The sequence below is a fragment of the Actinoplanes sp. CA-252034 genome (assembly GCF_050956125.1).
Taxonomy (GTDB): Bacteria; Actinomycetota; Actinomycetes; order Mycobacteriales; family Micromonosporaceae; genus Actinoplanes.
In genome coordinates this window covers 2,693,643-2,713,865 of the sequence record NZ_CP191846.1, presented here as the reverse complement: position 1 = coordinate 2,713,865, position 20,223 = coordinate 2,693,643, and the positions used below count along the sequence as shown (strand labels likewise).

At 70.6% G+C, this 20,223-nt stretch carries 17 protein-coding genes; 7 read left to right on the top strand and 10 right to left on the bottom strand.

Features of this window, described 5'->3' with window-relative positions; all coding sequences use genetic code 11:
• Positions 1 to 129: 129 nt before the first annotated feature.
• The 6 genes from ACQPZW_RS12150 to ACQPZW_RS12125 form a co-directional block, all read right to left on the bottom strand.
• Positions 130 to 330 carry a helix-turn-helix domain-containing protein gene (locus ACQPZW_RS12150; protein WP_433797517.1) on the bottom strand — a complete coding sequence of 67 codons (201 nt, stop codon included), beginning with the start codon at positions 328 to 330 and terminating at the stop codon, positions 130 to 132.
• A gap of 1,244 nt (positions 331 to 1,574) precedes the next feature.
• On the bottom strand, positions 1,575 to 2,759 hold the full coding sequence (locus ACQPZW_RS12145; RefSeq protein ID WP_433794952.1) for an MFS transporter: 1,185 nt from the start codon (positions 2,757 to 2,759) through the stop codon (positions 1,575 to 1,577).
• Positions 2,760 to 2,795: 36 nt separating this feature from the next.
• On the bottom strand, positions 2,796 to 4,274 hold the full coding sequence (locus tag ACQPZW_RS12140; protein WP_433794951.1) for a GMC family oxidoreductase N-terminal domain-containing protein: 1,479 nt from the start codon (positions 4,272 to 4,274) through the stop codon (positions 2,796 to 2,798).
• Positions 4,271 to 4,582: a hypothetical protein gene (locus ACQPZW_RS12135; RefSeq protein WP_433794950.1), complete on the bottom strand. Its 312-nt coding sequence runs from the start codon at positions 4,580 to 4,582 to the stop codon at positions 4,271 to 4,273. Before ACQPZW_RS12135 ends, ACQPZW_RS12140 begins: the two co-directional genes overlap by 4 nt.
• Complete coding sequence (locus ACQPZW_RS12130) at positions 4,582 to 6,000, bottom strand: aspartate aminotransferase family protein (RefSeq protein ID WP_433794949.1); 1,419 nt, start codon at positions 5,998 to 6,000, stop codon at positions 4,582 to 4,584. Before ACQPZW_RS12130 ends, ACQPZW_RS12135 begins: the two co-directional genes overlap by 1 nt.
• Positions 5,993 to 7,381 carry an NAD(P)/FAD-dependent oxidoreductase gene (locus ACQPZW_RS12125; protein ID WP_433794948.1) on the bottom strand — a complete coding sequence of 463 codons (1,389 nt, stop codon included), beginning with the start codon at positions 7,379 to 7,381 and terminating at the stop codon, positions 5,993 to 5,995. Before ACQPZW_RS12125 ends, ACQPZW_RS12130 begins: the two co-directional genes overlap by 8 nt.
• Positions 7,382 to 7,859: 478 nt before the next feature.
• Here ACQPZW_RS12125 and ACQPZW_RS12120 point away from each other — a divergent pair, with 478 nt between their 5' ends.
• Positions 7,860 to 8,795, top strand: coding sequence for a glycosyltransferase family 2 protein (locus ACQPZW_RS12120; RefSeq protein WP_433794947.1), 936 nt, complete (start codon positions 7,860 to 7,862; stop codon positions 8,793 to 8,795).
• 90 nt (positions 8,796 to 8,885) lie between these two features.
• Here the strand turns inward: ACQPZW_RS12120 and ACQPZW_RS12115 are convergent, their stop codons facing one another.
• A complete protein-coding gene (locus ACQPZW_RS12115; RefSeq protein ID WP_433794946.1) occupies positions 8,886 to 9,905 on the bottom strand; it encodes a LacI family DNA-binding transcriptional regulator in 1,020 nt (339 codons plus the stop codon).
• 147 nt (positions 9,906 to 10,052) lie between these two features.
• Here ACQPZW_RS12115 and ACQPZW_RS12110 point away from each other — a divergent pair, with 147 nt between their 5' ends.
• From ACQPZW_RS12110 to ACQPZW_RS12100, 3 genes are all read left to right on the top strand, one after another.
• Positions 10,053 to 11,804, top strand: coding sequence for a glycoside hydrolase family 35 protein (locus ACQPZW_RS12110; protein ID WP_433794945.1), 1,752 nt, complete (start codon positions 10,053 to 10,055; stop codon positions 11,802 to 11,804).
• 130 nt (positions 11,805 to 11,934) lie between these two features.
• Positions 11,935 to 12,693: a tRNA(His) guanylyltransferase Thg1 family protein gene (locus ACQPZW_RS12105; RefSeq protein WP_433794944.1), complete on the top strand. Its 759-nt coding sequence runs from the start codon at positions 11,935 to 11,937 to the stop codon at positions 12,691 to 12,693.
• Between the two features lie 160 nt (positions 12,694 to 12,853).
• The gene (locus tag ACQPZW_RS12100; protein ID WP_433794943.1) at positions 12,854 to 14,737 is read left to right on the top strand and encodes an ABC transporter ATP-binding protein; all 1,884 of its coding nucleotides are present in this window, start codon (positions 12,854 to 12,856) and stop codon (positions 14,735 to 14,737) included.
• Here the strand turns inward: ACQPZW_RS12100 and ACQPZW_RS12095 are convergent.
• Positions 14,703 to 15,269 carry a hypothetical protein gene (locus ACQPZW_RS12095; protein WP_433794942.1) on the bottom strand — a complete coding sequence of 189 codons (567 nt, stop codon included), beginning with the start codon at positions 15,267 to 15,269 and terminating at the stop codon, positions 14,703 to 14,705. The two genes, ACQPZW_RS12100 and ACQPZW_RS12095, sit on opposite strands and share 35 nt — an antisense overlap.
• A gap of 271 nt (positions 15,270 to 15,540) precedes the next feature.
• On the opposite strand from ACQPZW_RS12095, the gene ACQPZW_RS12090 reads away from it, so the two are divergent.
• Both ACQPZW_RS12090 and ACQPZW_RS12085 read left to right on the top strand, forming a co-directional pair.
• Positions 15,541 to 15,744, top strand: a complete 204-nt coding sequence (locus ACQPZW_RS12090; RefSeq protein ID WP_433794941.1) for a cold-shock protein — start codon at positions 15,541 to 15,543, stop codon at positions 15,742 to 15,744.
• 224 nt (positions 15,745 to 15,968) lie between these two features.
• Entirely contained in the window at positions 15,969 to 16,541 is a 573-nt protein-coding gene (locus tag ACQPZW_RS12085; protein WP_433794940.1) for a TIGR03086 family metal-binding protein, read from the top strand.
• Positions 16,542 to 16,621: 80 nt separating this feature from the next.
• Here the strand turns inward: ACQPZW_RS12085 and ACQPZW_RS12080 are convergent, their stop codons facing one another.
• Together ACQPZW_RS12080 and ACQPZW_RS12075 are read right to left on the bottom strand one after the other, a co-directional pair.
• Positions 16,622 to 17,707, bottom strand: coding sequence for an NAD(P)H-dependent flavin oxidoreductase (locus tag ACQPZW_RS12080; protein WP_433794939.1), 1,086 nt, complete (start codon positions 17,705 to 17,707; stop codon positions 16,622 to 16,624).
• On the bottom strand, positions 17,697 to 19,280 hold the full coding sequence (locus ACQPZW_RS12075; RefSeq protein ID WP_433794938.1) for an acyl-CoA synthetase: 1,584 nt from the start codon (positions 19,278 to 19,280) through the stop codon (positions 17,697 to 17,699). The genes ACQPZW_RS12080 and ACQPZW_RS12075 overlap by 11 nt, the downstream gene beginning before the upstream one ends.
• A 107-nt stretch (positions 19,281 to 19,387) precedes the next feature.
• Here ACQPZW_RS12075 and ACQPZW_RS12070 point away from each other — a divergent pair, with 107 nt between their 5' ends.
• Complete coding sequence (locus ACQPZW_RS12070) at positions 19,388 to 20,122, top strand: crotonase/enoyl-CoA hydratase family protein (protein ID WP_433797515.1); 735 nt, start codon at positions 19,388 to 19,390, stop codon at positions 20,120 to 20,122.
• Positions 20,123 to 20,223: the final 101 nt, after the last annotated feature.

The window sequence follows — 20,223 nt, the reverse complement described above, 5'->3', positions numbered from 1 at the left end:
GATCCAGCCGCCTACACAGGCGCGGCGGGCGCGCTGGTCGATCGGCTCCGGCAGGTGCCCCCGCGGATTGAGGTGTCCCGGGCGGCCGTGCCGAGCCGGGCACGGCCGCCCCGCCCGAACGGCCGCGAGTCACCGGATCCCGCTGGATCTGCGGGCGTCCCGCAGCATCCACGCCGCGAGCGCCATGCTGAGTGTCTCCAGGTCCTGCGGGAACTGCGGGTTCAGGCCGGTGATCTCCTGGATCTTGCGCAGGCGGTAGTCCAGCGTGTTGGGGTGGATGTGCAGCGCCGTCGCGGTCTGCGAACGGCGGCCCCCGCCGTCGAGGTACATCCGCAGGGTCTCCAGCAGGTAGCCGTCACCGGCGCTCAACGGCGCCATCCGCTGGGCAAGCACCCGGGTGAGCTCCGGCGCCCGGTCGAGGAGAGCGGGGCGCCAGATGTCGTCGACCGTGTAGACGTCGTGACGCCGGGCGAGGTCATAGGCGGCCCGGACGGACAGAGTGGCCTCCGCGGCGGCGCCAGCCACCGAACCGGGGCCGACCGCGACCGCCACGCCGACCAACGGTGTCTCCTCCAGCTCCAGCGCCTTGAGCAGGCTCGTCGCCGCGATCTTGAGATCCTGCTGCTGGGGCGGGCGCAGTTCGACGGAGGCGAGCAGCAGTGGCTCGACCACGTCGAGGAGCGGCAGCAGATCCTGGCCGTCGCTGGTCTCGGCGGCTCGGCGGACGCCGGCGGCGAGCCGATCGGGCGGCACCGAACCGTGATGGACGGCCATGACCAGGTAGGTGGCGCGGGGGTGGGCGTACCTCTCGTGGTCGGGACGGGTGCTGCCGCGGCCGTGCAGCAGGTCACGGGCGATGAGGGCGCGGGCTTCCAGGTTGGGGTGCACCTGGTTCGCCGGCGTGGCGACGGGCTGGACGGCCGCCTCGAGACGACGGAACGCCGCGAAGAACTGGTCGGCGATGAGCAGGGCCACCTCCTCGTCCTCGCCCATCGCCTGGATCAGTCGCTCGCGGGCCCGGACGCTGAGAATGCGCAACGCGGTGAGCAGCGAATCTGCTTCCAGCCCCTGCTCCAGGCATGTGTCGGCGAACGAGCAGTCCAGGCGTGTCACGTCGCCGAGCGAGTCGATGACGGTGTCCAGTGCCCGGCTCACCGCGAGGAACAGGTGCGCCCATCGGTCCCTGGACGCTATCGGCGCGTTCTCCGTTTCGGATACGACCTCCACCACCAGATCGCTCTTGAACTCCGAGAGTTTTCGGCGGACGGCTTCCGCGATTACCTTCTGACGTGTCGCGGCCATGAATTCTCATGCACCTCGCCGTGACGGCCGGCCGCCCAGAGATGGTTCCGGTTTGTCGGCGACAATCCGTGGCGCTACTGATTTGCATTTACCCAGGACGATTCGATCGCGCCTCATGAATTCCACCTGCGATCCCCGTTAGTGGATGTTTCGTTCCCGAGATGGTAACGTTAACAACGATTCGAGGCTATCACTCGACAGCGGTTACGAAAAGTCTGGTTCGACCTGTGTGACACCTGTGAACACCGGCTCCCCGGGGCGCTCGGCCGAGGTCAAGAGCGCACTCGCCGGGTCAGCCAAACGGTCGCCGCCAGGCATCCGAGGGTCAGGGCCAGGAGCACCAGCGGCACGGCTTGGACGCCGAGGTGCTCGAACGCGCCGCCCAGCGCCGGACCCGCGATCACGCCACCGATCATGGAGGCGGCGATGACGAACGCGCCCGCCCGGCGAGCCGCCGGCACCACCCGGTTCAGCCACGGCAGCCCGGTCGGGAAGATCGGGGCCATGAACAGCCCAGCTCCGGCATAGGCGTACGGCGCGAGCGCCGGGACCACCGCCGCGGCCAGGCAGACCGCCATCCCCACACAGCTGACCAGGATGATCCTCGACTCCGGGACCCGCAGTGTCAGCGGCGCGACCAGGAATCGCCCGGCGGTGAAGAAGAGCCAGTAGGCCGAGGTCGCCGAGGCCGCGAAGGTGGCGCTGTAGCCGGCGGCCTCCAGATGCGTCGGCTCCCATCCCCCGATACCGGCCTCCACGCCGACGTGCAGGACATAGAGGACGATGAAAGCCGTCAGAACGGGTGCGGCGGCCCGGAGACCGGAGCGCTCGGCGCGTCCCGGCGTGTCCTCCGTCGTCGCCGCGGCGTCGTGCCGGGCCACTCCCCGCAGGAAGAGCAGGAGCACCGCGGAGAGCACGGCGAAGGCCAGGAACAGGGCCGGGTAATTGGCGCCGCCGAAGAGGCCGATCAGGGCCGGACCGGCGATGGCGCCGATACCGAAGTGCGCGTTGAGGATATTCAGATATGCGCCGCTGCGCCGGCCGAAACCAACGGCGAAAAGCTGATTCAGACCGTAGTCGACACCCCCGAATCCCAGTCCGGTGATCAGTGCCGCAAGTAATGAGACAGGCCATGCGGGACTAGTCGCGAAGCCCACGCAGCCAATCGCCATGAGCGCGTAAGAAAGGCCCAGAAGGGTACGGTTGCTGACCCTGCCGTGAATCCGGTTGAAAATGAGCACCCCGGCCACGCCGCCGATGAAATGGGCGCTCAGCGCCAGTCCCGCTCCTGACGGCGCCAAGCCGAACTCGGCCCGCAACTCGGGGATGGCCGGCCCGTACAACGATTGCAGAGCACCGATCAGTACGAATCCCACGCATGACGCGACCACGGCGACAGGCGTGAAGAGTGGCCGGTCGCTGGTCTGCTCGTGGTTGACTTCCGTGACGTCACTCATGCGGACCCCTCGGTTGTGGCGTACGTCCGGCATTCCTCAGCCGGCCAGAAATCGACTGACGATCTCGTGCGAGAAGGCCATCACCGCCCCTTGCGGGCTGATGCCGGTGACGCCGGGAAGGACACTTGCGTCGCACAGCCGTAGATTCCGCATGCCGTACGGCCGGCCCCGGTCGTCGCAGACACCGCCACGCTCGGGACGGCCCATCCGGCAGGAGGCCATCCCGTGCACCGAGATCAGCTCCCACGCGCCGTCGGCGACGGCCGACGCGACCTGTTCCGCCTCGGGCACGCCGGACAGCGGCGGCGCCGCCGGGACCGGCGCGTGCAGGCGCCGCGCTCCCGCGGCGAAGAGCACCCGTGCGGTGCTCGCGAAGGCACGGCGCAGCCCAGCGTGATCAGCAGCGGTCATCCGGTGCCGCAGCACGACGCCCAGCCGCCCACTGTGGATGCGGACCGTACCGCTCATGGCCACCTGAGTGGTGTAGACGCCGATCCGGTCCAGGCCGGAGATCAGCGACTCCGCGGTGGCGTACGGTTTGGCCGCGACGGCCGCGCCCAGGCCGCCGGCCGTGACGTTGGACGGCATGATCAGGACCCGGTCCCGGGCGAAGTGGTGCACCTGACGGGTGAAGATGGTGCCGTCCGTCGCGTCCACCCGGTCCGAAAACTCGGCGATGGTCCGCATGTTGACGTGGAAGGCCATCCGCCCGGCCGCGCTGCGCCGCTGGATCCCGCTGCGCTGCAGGAGTACGGCGCTGTTGACCGGCCCCGCGGCGAGGAAGACGTCTCGGGGGCGGTAGGCCCAGCGGCGCCCGTCGTGATCAACGGCGTGCACCTCCCGGACGAGTCCTCCGGCGTGGCGCATCCGCGTGACCCGGCGGTCGGCCACCACGCGGGCGCCGAACGCCTCGGCATCGGGCAGGTACGTCTGCGCCATGCTCTGTTTCGCGCCGGTGGGGCAGCCCGTGGTGCACCGGTTGCTGTGCCGGCACCCGCGGATCGCTCGGCGGGCGTACTGCCAGCGCCACCCCAGCCGGTCAGCGCCGTCGGCGAGCAGACCGGAGTCCCGGTTGCCGTCGCCATCGGTCTGCATGGTGGCGCCCAGACGCCCGGCGATCGTGTCCAGATGCGTCGTCAGGTGTTCGGCACGGTAGCCGCCGATCCCGGACTCGGCGGCCCACCGGTCGAGGAGATCGGCCGGCGGCGCCCACAGCAGGCCGCCGTTCACCACGGTGGTGCCGCCGACGCACCGCCCCTCGCCGTACGCGATCATCGGCTTGCCGAAGATCGGTGTCAGCCCGCCGTTGCGATACAGGCACCGCAGGTTCTCCGCCGGAGGGCGCGCGGCGATCTCGGCGGTGGTGACGCGGGGGCCCTCCTCGACGACGGTCACGTCACGGCCCGCGGCGGCTAGCTCGCGTGCCGCGACACTCCCCCCGGCCCCGGATCCGATCACCAGCACGTCGCAGTCGACGACGGTCACCCGTCGTGACGCGCCGCCGCGCACGCTCACCGCGCCTCCCGCTTCGGTACGCCGTCCAGGGCGCCCTGCAGAGCCAGCGCGGTCGTCACACGCACGACCGTGGCGAAGCCCGGCAGCCGCGCCGCCGCGTTCCCGGCACCGAGACGGCAGGCGACACGCAGCGCCAGGAAGCCCAGCCGGAAGCCGAGCCGATAACCGCGGGGAAGAGTGCCGATCGTGGCGCTCACGTGCTCCGCCGCGGCATCGGCCCGGCCCGGCGTGCGCAGGCAGTCGTAGTGGCGGCCCCAGTAACCGGGCAGACCGCTGCGTTGCAGCGAGGGGAGCAGTGCCCGGTCCATCAGGCGGTCACCTTCCCCTTCACGAAACCGGCCAGGAGCCGTACCGCCCCCTTCGCCAGCGTCGTCCGCAGGGCATCGAGGAAGAGGTCGACCTCGGCGTCCCCGGCGACCAGCGGTGGCGACGCGATGAGAGCGATCCGGCGGTTGGAGCCGAAGAAGGTGAGCACCCGGTGTTCCCGGTACAGGTCGGCGACGACCGCGCCGGTCAGCAGCTTCGCCGCGGCCTGCGGGTCCCGGGCGAACGACGAGGGCAGGAGCCGGCGCAGCCCGTCGGGGATCTCCGGACCGCGGTTGAGGAACACGCCGTGCAGCGCCCCCGCGCCGGCGATCCCGTCGACCAGACGCGGATGGTCACGCGCGATGGCGGCGAGACCGGCGGCGAGCCGGTCGCCCAGACGGCGTGCCCGGGCCGGGAAGTCCTCCTCGACGGCGATGGCGACGGCCTCGATCGCCGTGACGGTCTCCTCGCCGAACCCGTAGTAGGTGGTGCTGTGCAGCGTGGCGTCCGACAGGTTGTCGTAGGCCTTGCGGAAGATCGGCGTCCGGCTGACGTATCCGGAGATGGAGGCCTTGCCACCGCCGAACGACTTGCTCATCGTCACCACGTCGGGCACCAGCCCAGGGTGGCGCATGAAGTGGAACAGCGAGCCGGTCTTGCCCCACCCGGTGTAGACCTCGTCGAAGACGAGAACGATGTCGAGCTCGGTGCAAATACGCCGCACCTCCCGGAGGAACTCCTCGGAGCACTCCTGCAGACTCGACGCGCTGAACGGCTCGACGAGCACCGCGTAGACGTCGCTCCGGCCGTCCGGGCCGCGGTGCCGCTCGACCGCCAGCCGGAAGGACTCGATGTCGCCGTAGCGATACGCGTCGCTGCCGGGAATCTCGGGAAACGGGAAGCTCGCCTCCGGGGAGCCGTTGAGGCTGGCCGCACCGAGCAGCTTGCCGTGGAAGGCGATGTCGCTGTGCAGCACGGACCCACGGCGGCCGCCGTGGTACTTGAAGGCGAGTTTGACGGCGCCCTCGACCGCCTCGGCGCCCGAGTTAGGGAAGTAGGCGACGTTCAGGTCACCGGGGAGCAGCGCGGCCAGGTTGTGCGAGAGCCCGGCGACGTACGGCGAGAAGTAGTTCTTGTGCACCTCCATCCGGCGCTCGCGCTGGAAGCGTTCGCGGACGGCCAGGATGCGCGGATGGTTGTGCCCGTGGCTGAGCACGCCGACCCCGCCGGTGAAGTCGAGGACCCGGCTGCCGTCCCGGAGGTGGATCCAAACGCCCTCGGCGTGCGAGACCTGGTCCCGGCCGAACCCGAACGACCCGATCAGGGAGACCTGGCTACGGCTCACGTGCTCCCGGTACAGCTCGTGCACCCGGTCGATGGAAAGGCTCTCACAGTCCGTGACCGACAACAGCTCAGCCATGACGGCCTCCGTTCGGCGACATCGGTTGTGGCAGGTCGCGTTCGTGGTCGGAGGCCCGGGCGTCGGCCATCATCCGGGCCACCCGGCGCCCGTCGCGGACCGCGTAGTTGGTGCCCCGGTCCTCCGGGAAGACGTGGGCCATGCCGGCCAGGTAGAGGCCCGGCACCCGGCTGGCGAAGCCCGGGAGAGCCCGGGCGTAGTGCGGGGTGACCACCGGCTGGGCGTACGGCGCGCGCCACACGTGGTATCCCGCCACCCAGTCCCGGTCGAAGGCGGGGAACATCCTCTTGAGATGGGGCAGGCTGTGCTCGAACACCTCCTCGTCGGACATCCGGTACAGGGGGGCGTCGGCCGGGAGGTACTTGGAGAGGTAGACGATGTGCCGTCCGCCGTACCGGGCCGGGTCCTCCAGGTTGGTGTGCTCGATGACCCCGACGTACGGGAAGGACGGATCGTTGACGTTGATCCAGTAGGTCTCCGAGAGCGGCCGGCGGTTCTGCAGCACCAGGCAGACGTTGGCCAGGTAGGTGATGCTGTTCAGCCGGCGCCGCAGTCCCGGCACGGCCGGGTGGCCGGTCGCGCTGTCGCCGAGCAGCCCGGCGGCCACCGGCGACGCGACGGTGAGCAGCACCCGGCGTGCGGGGAAGAACCGCCCGCCGGCGCGGACGCCCTGTACCCCGTACTCGTCGCTGACGACCTCCTCGGCAGCGGTGCCGGTGTGGATGCGCACACCGGCGGCGAGCAGCCGGTCCCGCAGCGCGTCCAGCAGCACGTCGCAGCCTCCGCGGACATAGGACAGCGTCTCGCGTCCACCGCGGGTCCGGCTGCCACCGCGGAGGGCGAGCTTGGTCCACATCCAGGTGGCCCCGACCCGGCCCGCGTACTCGCCGAACTTCCCTTCCAGCAGCGGCCGCCACACCACCTCGTAGACGCGCCGGCCACCCAGTTCGACCAGCCACTGTTCTGCCGTCCTCGACTCCAGGGAACGCCAGTCACGGACTCGTCGGGCACGTACCGCCAGCAGGCCGAGGCGGATCCGGTCGGCGAACGGCAGCGGCGTGAATCGCAGCACGTCGATCGGCTCGGTGAGCCGGAACATCGCGTTGGCGTAGTAGAGGCCGGTGCGCGAGAGATGCTGCATCACCCGGTCGCCGAGCCCGACCTCCGCGCACAGATCGAACATCTCCCGGTCCGAGGCGAACCAGTGGTGGTAGAAGCGTTCCAGTCGCCCGCCCCCGACCTCGAAGCCGGCCGCGAGGCCTCCGATGACCGACTCGGATTCGAGGATCCGGCAGGAGACACCCCGGGCGGTCAGTTCGAGCGCCGCGGCGAGCCCGGTGAACCCGGCGCCGACGATCACCACGTCATCCCCGGAGCGCATGACGCATCCTTCTGTTCTCGTGCACGGATTCCTCCCCAGGTCGTGACGACAGAACTCGTGTCATGCTCCGGCGACGCCAGGAACGCTATGGCGGTTAATCTATGACTGTCAATTGTTAAAAGTTACAGTCAGATTTCCCGCATGACCATCGAGGGGCGTAGTGGAAAGTTACAACTCGACCGGTGAATGTCGGCTGGAGGAGTGCCGAAATGGTCGCCGACGCCGCCTACGCTGCCGCTGGTGCACGGCGTCAGGCCAGGCCAGGACTGTGATGATCTCCAATTGACCACGCCGACCGCACACCCTTAGCGTGATATTCGAGCCAAGCCGTGGAAAGTTTTCCCGAACGCCCGCGCGGGGCACATCGGTAGCTTAAATCGATGACGCCACACGGCTTCGGGGAAATGTCACCACCATTTTGGTCGACACCGAAGGGCGCCCGATGACCGCTCCGCCATACCTGTCGGTGGTTTCTCCGATGTACAACGAAGAAGCCGTGATCCCCGCTCTCGTCGCCCGCCTGCGGCTCGTGCTCGACTCTCTCGGCGTCCCCTACGAGTTCGTCGCCGTGGACGACGGCAGCATCGACGCGACCGCCGCGGTCCTCGATCGCCTCCGGGCCTCCTGGCCGGAGCTGCGCGTCATCAGGCTGCGGCGCAACAGCGGCCATCAAGCCGCCTTGACGGCCGGGCTGCACCGGGCGGCCGGGACCTGGATCGTGAGCATCGACGCCGACCTGCAGGATCCGCCGGAGGCCATCGCGGAGATGCTGCGACTGGCGGAGGCTGAGAATCTCGACGTGGTGTACGGCGTACGCCGCGACCGCAGCACCGACACCCGGTTCAAGCGGCACACCGCGGCGCTGTACTACCGGCTGATGCGTCGCGTCGTCGGCGCCGGCCTGCGCCCGCACGCGGGTGACTTCCGGCTGGTCCGCCGCGAGGTGGTGAACGTGTTGCGCCGCATGCCGGAGCGGGTCCCGGTCTACCGGCTGCTCATCCCCTCCCTCGGCTTCCCGTCCGGCGTGATCCACTACGCGCGGGAGCGCCGCGCGGCCGGGCAGACGAAATACCCGCTGCGCAAGATGGTGCGGCTGGCCTGGGACAGCACCGCCGATTTCACCGCGGCGCCGTTACGCCTGGCCACCTGGCTCGGCTCAGCGGCCCTTCTCGCGTGCCTGATCTCGATGGCCTTCGCCCTGTCCGAGTGGGCGCGCGGAAGCACCGTCCCCGGGTGGAGCTCGCTGTTCCTGGCCGTCCTCCTGTTCGCAGCGGTCCAGCTGATCTGCCTCGGCCTCCTCGGGGAGTACGTGGCGCGGATCCATCGCACCCTGCAGAACCGGCCCATGTTCCACGTCGAGTACGACACCGTCGACACCTCCACGGATCGGGCGCCCTCCGCCACCCGCCACTGAGCACCGGCACGCCGGGCGTCAGGCGGAGTCACGCCACACCGTCGTGGTCCGCCACCCGCCACCCGCCACTGAGCACCGGCACGCCGGGCGTCAGGCGGAGTCACGCCACACCGTCGTGGTCGGGAGGATCCGGCCGCCCGGATCGACGGGCTCGCCCCGGAGCTGCCGCAGGACGAGCCGCGCGGCGACGGTCCCGATCTCGTCGATCGGCTGGCGCACCGTCGACAGCCGCGGCTGTGACCACACCGCCCAGGCGCTGTCGTCGAAGCCCACCACCCCGACGTCGCCCGGCACGCTGCGCCCCGCCTCCCGAAGCGCTTCGAGAGCGCCGGCGGCGATCACGTCCGACGCCGCGAACACCCCGTCGGCCGCGGGCTCGAGCTCCAGCAGGAGCCGCATCCCCAGGACGCCGGACCGGTAGTCGTGCTCCGGGACCCGGACGACCAGACGCTCGTCGAACGCCGGCCCCAGCGCCGACCGGAATCCCGTCAGCCGGTCGGTGCACGAGTCCCGGTCCTGCGCCGCCGCGATCATCCCGACCCGGCGGCGACCGGTGGTGAGCAGCCGGGAGACGATCTCGTGTGCCGCACCCACATTGTCGATGCCGACGAATGGAACGGCGCCGTCCAGGTCGGGCGGATGACCGACCACCGCGGCGGGCAGCCGCAGGTCGCGGATCACCCCGATGATCGGGTCACCGGCACGGGCCGACACGACGATCACCCCGTCGACGAAGCCGCCACTGAGGTAGCGGCCCACACGCTCGGTGTCGCGCGCCGAGTCCAGGACGAGGTTGACCATCTGATGGTCGGCGAGTGAGAGCACGGCGTTGGCGGCCCGCATGACCGCGCCGATGTTGGGATCGGCGAAGGAGCCCGTGTGCTGCCCCAGCGCGACGAACGCGACCGCCTGTGAACGGCGCGTCTTCAGCGCACGCGCGGCGGTGTTCGGGACGAACCCGATCGTGGTGATCGCCGCTTCGATGGCGGCGCGGGCCTCGACGGAGACGTAACCACCGTTGAGCACTCGGCTGACGGTGCCGCGGGACACGCCCGCGGCCGCCGCGATGTCGTGCACCGTCGTGCGTTTGCGGGGTCCGGGTGGTGGCATGAGAGCACGATAGCGCCGCCACATCGACCGGCATCGCTCATCATCGGCGCGCCCGGAGGGGCTGAGATCCGTTGTGGAGGGTTGCCGTGGGGCACTCCGCCCATGACAATGTTTAGGTAAACATTGATCATGCAGAGGAGCGCCGACTTGCACGGGGCACGAGTTCTCACGGCGGCTGACCACGGCTTCCTGCTCAATGACGAGCCGTTCCAGCTCATCGCCGGGGCGATGCACTACTTCCGCATCCACCCTGATCAGTGGGCCGACCGGATCGACAAGGCCCGGCTCATGGGGCTCAACTCCATCGACGTCTACGTGCCGTGGAACGCGCATCAGCCCCGGCCCGGCGAGGTCGTCCTCGACGGCATCCTCGACCTGCCCCGCTACCTGGAGCTCATCGACCGGGCCGGGCTCCACGTGGTGCTGCGTCCGGGGCCCTACATCTGCGCCGAGTGGGACGGTGGCGGCCTGCCCGCGTGGCTCAGCACCTCGGGCGTGCGGTTGCGCAGCAGCGACCCGGCGTACCTGGAGGCGGTCGACGCGTGGTTCGACCGGCTGCTGCCCGTGGTCGCGCCGTTCCTCGGCGGCAACGGCGGCCCGATCATCGCGGTGCAGGTGGAGAACGAGTTCGGCGCGTACGGGCCGGAGGATCCGGACTACCTGCGTCACCTGGCGGACGGGCTGCGCCGGCGCGGGGTCACCGAACTGCTGTTCACCTGTGACCAGGCCGAGGACGACATGCTGCGCCGCGGTGGGCTGGACGGGATCCTGCGTACCGTGACCTTCGAGCACGCCGACGGGGCGCTGGAGAAGCTGCGGCAGCACCAGCCGACCGGGCCGCTGATGTGCGCCGAGTTCTGGGACGGCTGGTTCGACCACTGGGGCGGCCCGCACCACACCCGTGACGCGGCCGACGCGGCGGCGGATCTCGAGACGGTGCTGGCGGCCGGCGCCTCGGTCAGCCTGTACATGTTCCACGGCGGCACCAACTTCGGCACCACCAACGGCGCCGACTTCAAGCACGTCTATCTGCCCACCATCACGTCGTACGACTACGACGCCCCGTTGAGCGAGGCCGGCGACGTCACCGAGAAGTACCGGCTGATGCGTGACGTGATCGCCCGTCACGCGCCCGTGCCGGACGAGCCGCTCCCCGTCCCGCCGGCCCGGTTCGAGCGGGCCGGCATCCCGCTGGACGAGGCGATCGACCTCTTCTCCGCCGCGCCCGCCCTCGGGACGGCGGTGACCTCGGAGGCGCCGCTGAGCATGGAACAGCTCGGCGAGTACGACGGGTTCGTGCTCTACGAGACGACGCTGCCCCTGGCCGGGCCCGCGGTGCTGGCTATCGACGCGTTCGCCGACCGGGCGCAGATCTTCGTCGACGGGGCGCCGGCCGGGATGCTGGAGCGCAGCCGGCTCGAACGGGCCCTGACGATCGCGGCCGGGCGGCCGGGCGCCGTGCTGAGCGTGCTCGTGGAGAATGCCGGGCGCGTCAACTACGGCGTCCACATGAACGACCCGAAGGGTCTGCTCGGCCCGGTCCTGGTCGACGGCAAGCCCCTGACCGGCTGGACCCAGACCGCGCTGCCGCTGCGTGACCTCACCGGGCTCGCCTTCGCTGCCGCGGGTGGCCGGCCGCCGTCCGGTCCGGCGTTCCGCCGTGGCTCGTTCACCGTCGAGGCCCCGGCCGACACGTTCCTGTCCCTGCCCGGGTGGGAGCAGGGGATGGCCTGGGTGAACGGCTTCGCGCTGGGCCGCTACTCGGGGCGGGGCCCGCAGCGGACGCTGTTCGTCCCCGGGCCGGTGCTGCGGCCCGGCCGCAACGAGATCGTCGTGCTCGAGCTCAAGGCCGCGACCACCCACACCGTCGACCTGGTCGCCGGCCCGGACCTGGGCTGAGACCGCGATCCGTACGGCTTGCACCGCCGCCCGGAGCCCCCGGACACAGCGGTGCAAGCCATACGCCGAGGTCCTTCGAGCCGGCGAAATCGGCTTCCGGCGTGTACCGACGGTGTGCCAGGCTCGCGCGATGCCCGTCGACGACTCCCTCGGCAACCGGATGAAAGCCTATGAGCGGGTCACCCGCACCGTTCTGCCGCCACGCACCCACACGCTGATCCGGGTCGACGGGCGGGCCTTCCACACCTATCTGCGGGACTCGGTCAAACCGTTCGACCTCGACTTCGTCGCCGACATGGACCACGTGGCCCGCGAGTTGTGCGCCGAGGTGGCCGGGACGGTGTTCGCGTACACCCAGTCGGACGAGATCAGTCTGCTGCTCACCGACTTCAGCGGGCGCAATACGCAACCCTGGTTCGGCGGCGAGGTGCAGAAGATCGTCTCGGCGGTGGCGGCGCTCGCCACCGCCGCCCTCTGCGTGCGCCGACCCGCCCGGCCCGCCGGCTTCGACGCGCGCGTGTTCACCGTCGCCGACCCGGGCGACGTCGCAAACTACTTCGTCTGGCGCCAGCGCGATGCGGTCCGCAACTCGATCGCGATGGCCGCGCAGGCGCACTTCCCGCACCGGCGCCTGCAGGGCGTGCACAGCGGCGGCATGCAGGAGCTGCTGTGGTCGGAGGCCGGCGTGAACTGGAACGACTACCCGGCCGGCGTCAAACGCGGTCGCGTCGTCACGAGGATGAGCGGCGAGAAGGAGCTCACCTACACCGACCGGCGCACCGGTGCCGCGCACACCACGACCGCGCTGCGCAGCTGGTGGGAGGTGGGGGACGCCCCACACTTCACGGTGGACGGGCTGATGACCATGATCCCGGTGATGCGGCGGTAGGCGCCGAGTGGGCAGCAGCCCGGCGGGCGCGCCGGGGCGCCCGCCCGGGACCGCGTCGCGGGGTAGCGGAGGGCACCGGTGGGGTGCGGTCGGGGAGGTGTGGGCCGTACCGCCGGAATCGCCTTGACCTCAACCCGACGTGAAGTGGGACCGTCGGGCCATGAGTATGGAAGTCGCGGCCTGGAACTCGATGTGGCACGCCATGAACCGACGGGACGACGAGCGGCCGTTCTCGCGGGCGACGTTACGCCGCATACTTGCGCTGGCCCGGCCACAACGCCGGGTGCTGGCCGCGTTCCTGCTGCTCAGCGTGGTGACGGCGATCCTCGCGGTGGCGACGCCGGTGCTGGCCGGGCAGGTGGTGAACGCGATCGTCGAGGCCCGGGAGGCCCGGCTCGTGATCACGCTGGCGATCGGGATCGCGGTCATCGCGCTCAGCGAGGCGGGGCTCGGCCTGGTGCAGCGGCGGCTGTCGGCGGGGATCGGCGAGGGGCTGATCCTGGAGCTGCGGACCCGGGTGTTCGATCACGTGCAGCGGATGCCGGTGGCCTTCTTCACCCGCACCCGGACCGGCGCGCTGGTCAGCCGGCTCAACAACGATGTGATCGGGGCGCAGCGGGCGTTCAGCGACACACTGTCCGGTGTGGTCGGCAACGTGGTGGCCCTGATCCTGACGCTGATCGTGATGATCGGCATCTCGTGGCAGATCACCGTGCTGGCGCTGTTGCTGCTGCCGGTGTTCGTGCTGCCGGCCCGCCGGATGGGCGGCCGGCTGGCCGGACTGCAGCGGGAGGCGGCCGACCACGACGCGGCGATGAACACGCAGATGACCGAGCGGTTCTCGGCGCCCGGCGCGACGCTGGTCAAGCTGTACGGCGATCCCGCCGCCGAGTCGGCCGAGTTCGCGGCCCGCGCCCGGCGGGTGCGCGACATCGGTGTGCGCACCGCGATGGCGCAGTGGACGTTCCTGACCGCGCTGACCAGCGTCTCGGCGGTGGCGATCGCGCTGGTCTACGGGCTCGGCGGCTTCTACGCGCTGCAGGGCCGGATGGATCCGGGCGCCGTGGTGGCTCTGGCGATCCTGCTGACCCGGCTGTACGCGCCGTTGACGTCCCTGGCGAGCGCCCGCGTCGAGGTGATGAGCGCGCTGGTCAGCTTCGAGCGGGTGTTCGAGGTGCTCGATCTGGAGCCGCTGATCGAGGAGAAGCCGGATGCGCGGCCGGTTCCGGACGGGCCGGTGTCGGTGGAGTTCGACGACGTGCGGTTCGCCTATCCGTCTGCTGACAAGGTGTCGCTGGCGTCGCTGGAGGAGGTGGCGACCCTCGACACGCGGGGTGGCGAGGAGGTGCTGCGCGGGGTGTCGTTCACCGCGTCGCCGGGGCAGATGGTGGCCCTGGTCGGGTCGTCCGGCGCCGGCAAGTCGACGATGGCGAGCCTGCTGCCGCGGCTGTACGACACGGGCACGGGCGCGGTCCGGCTCGGCGGGGTCGACGTGCGCGACCTGAGCGCGGCGTCGCTGCGGCGCACGCTCGGCATGGTCACGCAGGACGGGCACCTGTTCCACGAGTCGGTCCGGGCCAACCTGCTGCTCGCCCGGCCGGACGCCACCGACGAGGAGCTGTGGGACGTGCTGCGCCGTGCCCATGTCGCCGACCTGATCGAGTCGCTGCCGGACGGGCTGGACACCGTCGTCGGCGAACGCGGGTACCGGCTGTCCGGCGGGGAACGGCAGCGGCTCACCATCGCCCGGCTGCTGCTCGCGCGGCCACGGGTGGTGGTGCTCGACGAGGCGACGGCGCATCTGGACTCGACGTCGGAGCAGGCGGTGCAGGCCGCGCTCGGTGAGGCGCTGAACGGGCGGACCGCCGTGGTGATCGCGCACCGCCTGTCGACGATCCGGGCCGCCGACCAGATCCTGGTGGTCGAGGACGGACGGGTCGTGGAACGCGGCACCCATCCCGAGCTGCTGGCCGCGGGCGGGCGCTACGGGGAGTTGTACCGTACGCAGTTCAGCGAAGCGACGACGCCCGCCGGGCCGCGCTGACCAGCAGGCGCTCGGCCACGGCCGGGTCGCCGTCGGAGGTCTCCCAGCCGGAGTCGGCGACCACGACGACGGCCCGGCCGGCGCGGGCCACCGCCACGTACGTCTGATGGGTGATCTCCTCGCCGACGTGCTCCCACCGCTGGGTCCAGCGCAGCGTGAGCCCGTTCTCCCGGCTGCCCTCGAGCCGCCAGTCCGGGCAGTCGCGCAGTGCTTTGCGCAGCTTGCGGAGGTAGCGGCCGGCGTCACGGTGCACCGCCACATACTCCATGATCGACTCGGGGGCTCCGTCGACGTCGATGACCGCGGCGACGGCCCGGTCGGTGACCGGCGCCGGCATGTCGGCGTCGCACGGACGGGGCGGCCGCAGCCGGGGCCAGTCGTCGGCGTCGGCGGCATGGGGCGCGACTCCGCCCAGGTCGGCCGCCTGCAGCATGGCCTCGTCGGGAATGCCGTCGGCCCGGGCGGCCGGCGCCGCGGTCGCGCCCACGATGACCACCATCGCCGCGGCCAGAAGCCCGCGGATGACGAACATGCCACCTCCAACGACCGATACAGCGGAATTCGACCCTACGCTCCGGTGGAGGCTTCACCCCGCCGGTTCCCCGATTCGTGTGTTAGGTTGGGCGTGTTGCAGTTTTGATTTCCAAGAATTTTCTTGAAGCAGACGTGGTTCCTGCGCCTGATGGGTTTATGTACACCCAACAGGCCTTTCTCGTCTTCTACCCGGGTTCCGGGGGTATCAACGCGGCGGCGCGGAATGCCGCACGGTGCGGCGTTCCTCATGGTCGGCAAGGAGATTTTTTATGGCCACCGGTGTCGTTAAGTGGTTCAACAGCGACAAGGGCTTCGGCTTCATCACCCAGGATGGCGGCGGTCCTGACGTGTTCGCCCACTTCTCCGCCATCGCGTCGAGCGGATTCCGGTCCCTCGAGGAGAACCAGCGGGTCGAGTTCGAGGTTTCGCAGGGCGCGAAGGGCCCGCAGGCGGAGAACATCCGCACGATCTGATCTTTCGCCACTTGATCTTTCGCCACGGCGGATAATCGCGGGCTGTCGTCTCGTCGACTGCCCGTTTCCGCTGGTGGGCGAGGTTTCACCGGCGCGGAAAGCGAGAGCGTGTGACTGTCCGGTTCGGGCTGTCACACGCTCTTTCCGTTTGCGCCCGGTTCCATCGCGGCCGACGGCTCCTTGCTTTAAACTCAGGAGTTTAAAGCTAGGGAAGGATGCCGCCGATGTCGCTGACCGACCTGTCCGCCGCCGAACGCCACCGCCGGATTGCCGCCGGATTCACCGCCCGTGTCGTGGGCGCCAAGGACTGGGACGCCCCCGCGCCGGTCGAGGGCTGGACCGCGCGGGACGTGGTCCGTCACCTGGTCGAGTGGCTTCCGGGCCTGCTGTCGTCAGGCGCCGGAGTGACCCTGCCCGCCGGCCCCGGCGTCGACGCCGACCCGGTCCGCGCCTGGCAGGTGCACGCCACCGCGGTGCAGGGGCTGCTCGACGACCCGGCCGGCCGCGAGCTCACCAACCCCCACCTCGGCACGCTGCCGCTCGACCAGGCGATCGACCGCTTCTACACCACCGACGTCTTCATGCACACCTGGGACCTCGCCCGCGCCACCGGGCAGGACGAGGCCCTGGAGACGGAGATGTGCGCGACCCTGGTGGCCGGCATGGAGCCGATGGACGAGATGCTGAGGGCCTCCGGGCAGTACGGGCCCGCCGTACCGGTCCCGGACGGCGCCGACCCGCAGACCCGCCTGATCGCTTTCATCGGCCGCGACCCGCAGTGGTCGGCGCCGCACTGAGATTCATTCGGAACGCGACGGCGACCACTCGGCTGAGCGGCGACTCACAAGATCATGAAGTGAGTCGGCGGCCCGTACCGTCACAGCAGTTTATGAATTCTCGTCAAGGTCTCGTCGGTTTCGGTCACCAGGTCGGCGACCACTTCGGCGACCGGGCGGACCGCATTCATCCGGCCGACTATCTGGCCGACCGGCATCGGCACCACCGTCGGATCGTCCGAGGCCATCAATCGGTCGTGGGCCTCGGAGACCAGCAGATTCTGCAGCGGCATCGGCAGCGCGGCCGGGGCGTCCTCGGCCGCCCACGCCTCGGTCCAGCGGTTGCGCAGCAGGCGGGCCGGCTTACCGGAGTAGATGCGGCTGCGGACGGTGTCGCCGGAGGTGGCCCGCAGCAGCGCCTCCCGCAGTCCCGGGCTGCTGCGGTATTCACTGGTGCCGAGCCAGACCGAGCCCATCCACACGCCGCGGGCGCCGAGGGCGAGCGCGGCGGCGATCTGGCGGCCACTCCCGATGCCGCCGGCGGCCAGGACGGGCACGTCGACGGCGTCGACGACCTCCGGGATCAGCACCATGCCGGCGATCTCGCCGGTGTGGCCGCCGGCCTCGTAGCCCTGGGCGACCACGATGTCGACACCGCCGGCGACGTGGCTGCGGGCGTGGTCGGCCCGGCCGGCGAGCGCGGCGACGAGCAGACCTCGGTCGTGGGCCTGGGCGATGACGTCGGCCGGTGGCGGGCCGAGCGCGTTGGCGATCAGCCGGACCGGGTGCCGGAGGGCGACCTCGACGTGGCTGCGGGCGACCGAGTGCAGCCAGCCGAGCACACCGGGCCGGCTCGACGCGGCCTCGAGCGGCGGCACGCCGAGCCGGAGCAGGGTCTGTTCGACGAAGTCGCGGTGTCCGGAAGGGATCATCTGGGTGAGGTCGGTGACGGCGCCCTCGGTGGGTTCACGACCGGGCATGACCACGTCCACACCGTACGGCCGGCCGTCCGTCGCCTCGTCCAGCCAGGTGAGCACCGCGTCCAGCTCGGCCGCGTCGTTGAACCGTACGCAGCCGAGCACGCCGAGCCCACCGGCCCGGCTGATCGCGGCGACGACGTGCTCGGACGGGCTGAACCCGACGATCGGGTGCTCGATGCCGAGCGTGTCGCAGAGGTCAGTCCGCATCGTGCTCCTTCACGTGGGAGTGGGCCCAGCGGTAGTCGGCCTTGCCGCTGATGGTGCGGTTGATCCGGTCGACGAGCCACACGCCGCGGGGCGCTTTGTAGCCGGCGATCCGCTGCCGTACGTGGGTGTCGAGCTCGCCGAGGTCGGGCGCCGTGCCGGGCCTCGGCTGGACGAGCGCGACGACCCGCTGGCCGAGCAGGTCGTCGGCGGCGCCGATGACGAGGGCGTCGAACACGTCGGGGTGGGCCTTGAGCGCGCCCTCGACCTCTTCCGGGAAGACCTTCTCGCCGCCGGTGTTGATGCACGTGTTGCCCCGGCCCAGCAGCGTGATGGTGCCGTCGTCCTCGAGCCGGGCCAGGTCGCCCGGGATCGCGTAGCGGACGCCGTCGACCTCGGTGAGCAGCGCCGCCGTCTTCTCCGGGTCCTTGTAGTACCCGAGTGGCACGTGCCCGCCGCGGGCCAGCCGGCCGATCACGCCCGGTCCGGCGCGCCGGCCGTGCTCGTCGATGACGATGGTGTCCGGGCCGGGCATGACGCGCGGGCCGTCGACCGCGCCACCGTCCACGTCGGCCACGATGCCGATGCCGGCGAACCCCGTCTCCGACGACCCGACGGCGTCGGTGACCATGACGTCCGGCAGCGCCTGCAGGTACTGGCGTTTCACCGACGGGGAGAACAGCGCCGCGCTCGACGAGATCGCCATCAGCGTCGATCCGTCGTGGTCGCCGGCCAGGTAGGCCTCGATGATGGGCCGGGCCATCGCGTCGCCGATCAGGACGATCACGTTCACCTTGCGGCGTTCGACGGTGCGCCACACCTCGTCGGCGTCGAAGTGTGGCAGGAAGACCACGGTGTCGCCGGCGAAGAGGGCGGCCAGGGCGGCCCACTGGGCGTTGCCGTGGATGAGCGGTGCCAGGCAGAACCGGGTCATCGGCGGCATCTCGTCACCGCGGCGGCTCTGTGCCCACTCGTCCTCCAGGGGGATGCCGGACATGAAGTCGATGCCGCCGCCGAGGACCCGCCAGACGTCCTCGTGACGCCAGATCACGCCCTTGGGATAGCCGGTGGTCCCGCCGGTGTAGAGCAGGTAGAGGTCGTCACCGGACCGTTCCTCGAAGTCGCGTTTCGAGGATCCGGCGGTCAGCGCATCCGCATACGAGATGTCCGGGATCTCCGGCGAGGAGCCGTCGGGCAGTGCCACGATCGCCCGCATGTCGGTCGTTACCGCCTGCACCCGAGGCGAGAACCGGCGGTCGTGAATGAGTGCGACGAGGGAAGCGTCCGAAAAGAGATACTGTAACTCGTTCTCGACGTATCGATAGTTGACGTTGACGACCACGGCACGCAGTTTGTACACGGCGATCATGGCCACTACGGCCTCGATCGAGTTGCCCGCGTACAGCCCGACGTGGGCGCCCTTGCCCACTCCTCGACTCTGCAGGAAATGGGCCAAACGGTTGGCGGTCTCCTCCAGCTCGGCGTAGGTGATCTCACGCTCGCCGCAGGCCACCGCGACGCGATCGGCGAAGGCGTCGACCGCGTGCTCGAAAAGGTCCGCAATATTGGCCGCCATCAACGCAAAGTAGAACCTGTTATCGTTCCGAGGCAAGGGCTGTACAGAAGAAGGAGAACCGGGTGGACGCTCTCGTCGAACAGCGTGGACCGATCCTGATCGTCACGATGAACCGGCCCGCGGTCCGCAACGCGCTCTCCACCGAGATGATGGCCGTGATGCGTGACGCCTGGGACCGCGTCGACACCGACCCCGGCATCCGGGTCGCGATCCTCACCGGCGCGGGCGGCGCGTTCTGTGCCGGCGCCGACCTGCGTGCCATGACCGGCGACCACCCGGGCGACGGCTTCCGCAACGGCGGCGTCGACCTGTCGCGCATCGACGCCCTGCTCAAGGGCCGCCGCCTGACGAAGCCGCTGATCGCCGCGGTGGAGGGCCCGGCCGTCGCCGGCGGCACCGAGATCCTGCAGGCCACCGATGTGCGCATCGCGGGCGAGAGCGCGCGGTTCGGCGTCTCCGAGGCGCGCTGGGGGCTGTTCCCGCTCGGCGGCTCGGCGGTCCGCCTCCCGCGCCAGCTCCCCTACACGGTCGCCGCGGAGCTCCTGCTCACCGGCCGGCACATCACCGCCGCCGAAGCTCTCGGGATGGGCCTGATCGGCCACGTCGTCCCCGACGGCCAGGCGCTCACGAGGGCCCTGGAGATCGGCGAGACGATCGCCGCGAACGGCCCCCTGGCCGTCCAGGCGATCCTGCGCACCATCCGCGAAACCGAGGGCCTGCCCGAAAACGACGCCTTCGCCATCGAATCCCGCATCGGCATGCAGGTCTTCACCTCGGACGACGCCAAAGAGGGCCCGAGAGCGTTCATCGAGAAGAGACGACCCCAGTTCAAGGGCCTCTGACGGTACGGCCACCCAGGCCCGGAGAATCGGGACAGTCCCGGCATCCACCACGCGGCGCGGGCGCGGGGCCCGGACCGCACCGCGGCCGCCGGGCTGGGGGC

Coding starts and splice junctions, on each gene's coding strand:
- ACQPZW_RS12150 (WP_433797517.1), bottom strand. CDS start 330: ATGTACCTCGACGGCGGGGGCCGCCGTTCGCAGACCGCGACGGCGCTG.
- ACQPZW_RS12145 (WP_433794952.1), bottom strand. CDS start 2,759: ATGAGTGACGTCACGGAAGTCAACCACGAGCAGACCAGCGACCGGCCA.
- ACQPZW_RS12135 (WP_433794950.1), bottom strand. CDS start 4,582: ATGGACCGGGCACTGCTCCCCTCGCTGCAACGCAGCGGTCTGCCCGGT.
- ACQPZW_RS12130 (WP_433794949.1), bottom strand. CDS start 6,000: ATGGCTGAGCTGTTGTCGGTCACGGACTGTGAGAGCCTTTCCATCGAC.
- ACQPZW_RS12125 (WP_433794948.1), bottom strand. CDS start 7,381: ATGCGCTCCGGGGATGACGTGGTGATCGTCGGCGCCGGGTTCACCGGG.
- ACQPZW_RS12120 (WP_433794947.1), top strand. CDS start 7,860: ATGTACAACGAAGAAGCCGTGATCCCCGCTCTCGTCGCCCGCCTGCGG.
- ACQPZW_RS12115 (WP_433794946.1), bottom strand. CDS start 9,905: ATGCCACCACCCGGACCCCGCAAACGCACGACGGTGCACGACATCGCG.
- ACQPZW_RS12105 (WP_433794944.1), top strand. CDS start 11,935: ATGCCCGTCGACGACTCCCTCGGCAACCGGATGAAAGCCTATGAGCGG.
- ACQPZW_RS12100 (WP_433794943.1), top strand. CDS start 12,854: ATGAGTATGGAAGTCGCGGCCTGGAACTCGATGTGGCACGCCATGAAC.
- ACQPZW_RS12095 (WP_433794942.1), bottom strand. CDS start 15,269: ATGTTCGTCATCCGCGGGCTTCTGGCCGCGGCGATGGTGGTCATCGTG.
- ACQPZW_RS12090 (WP_433794941.1), top strand. CDS start 15,541: ATGGCCACCGGTGTCGTTAAGTGGTTCAACAGCGACAAGGGCTTCGGC.
- ACQPZW_RS12085 (WP_433794940.1), top strand. CDS start 15,969: ATGTCGCTGACCGACCTGTCCGCCGCCGAACGCCACCGCCGGATTGCC.
- ACQPZW_RS12080 (WP_433794939.1), bottom strand. CDS start 17,707: ATGCGGACTGACCTCTGCGACACGCTCGGCATCGAGCACCCGATCGTC.
- ACQPZW_RS12075 (WP_433794938.1), bottom strand. CDS start 19,280: ATGGCGGCCAATATTGCGGACCTTTTCGAGCACGCGGTCGACGCCTTC.
- ACQPZW_RS12070 (WP_433797515.1), top strand. CDS start 19,388: ATGAACCGGCCCGCGGTCCGCAACGCGCTCTCCACCGAGATGATGGCC.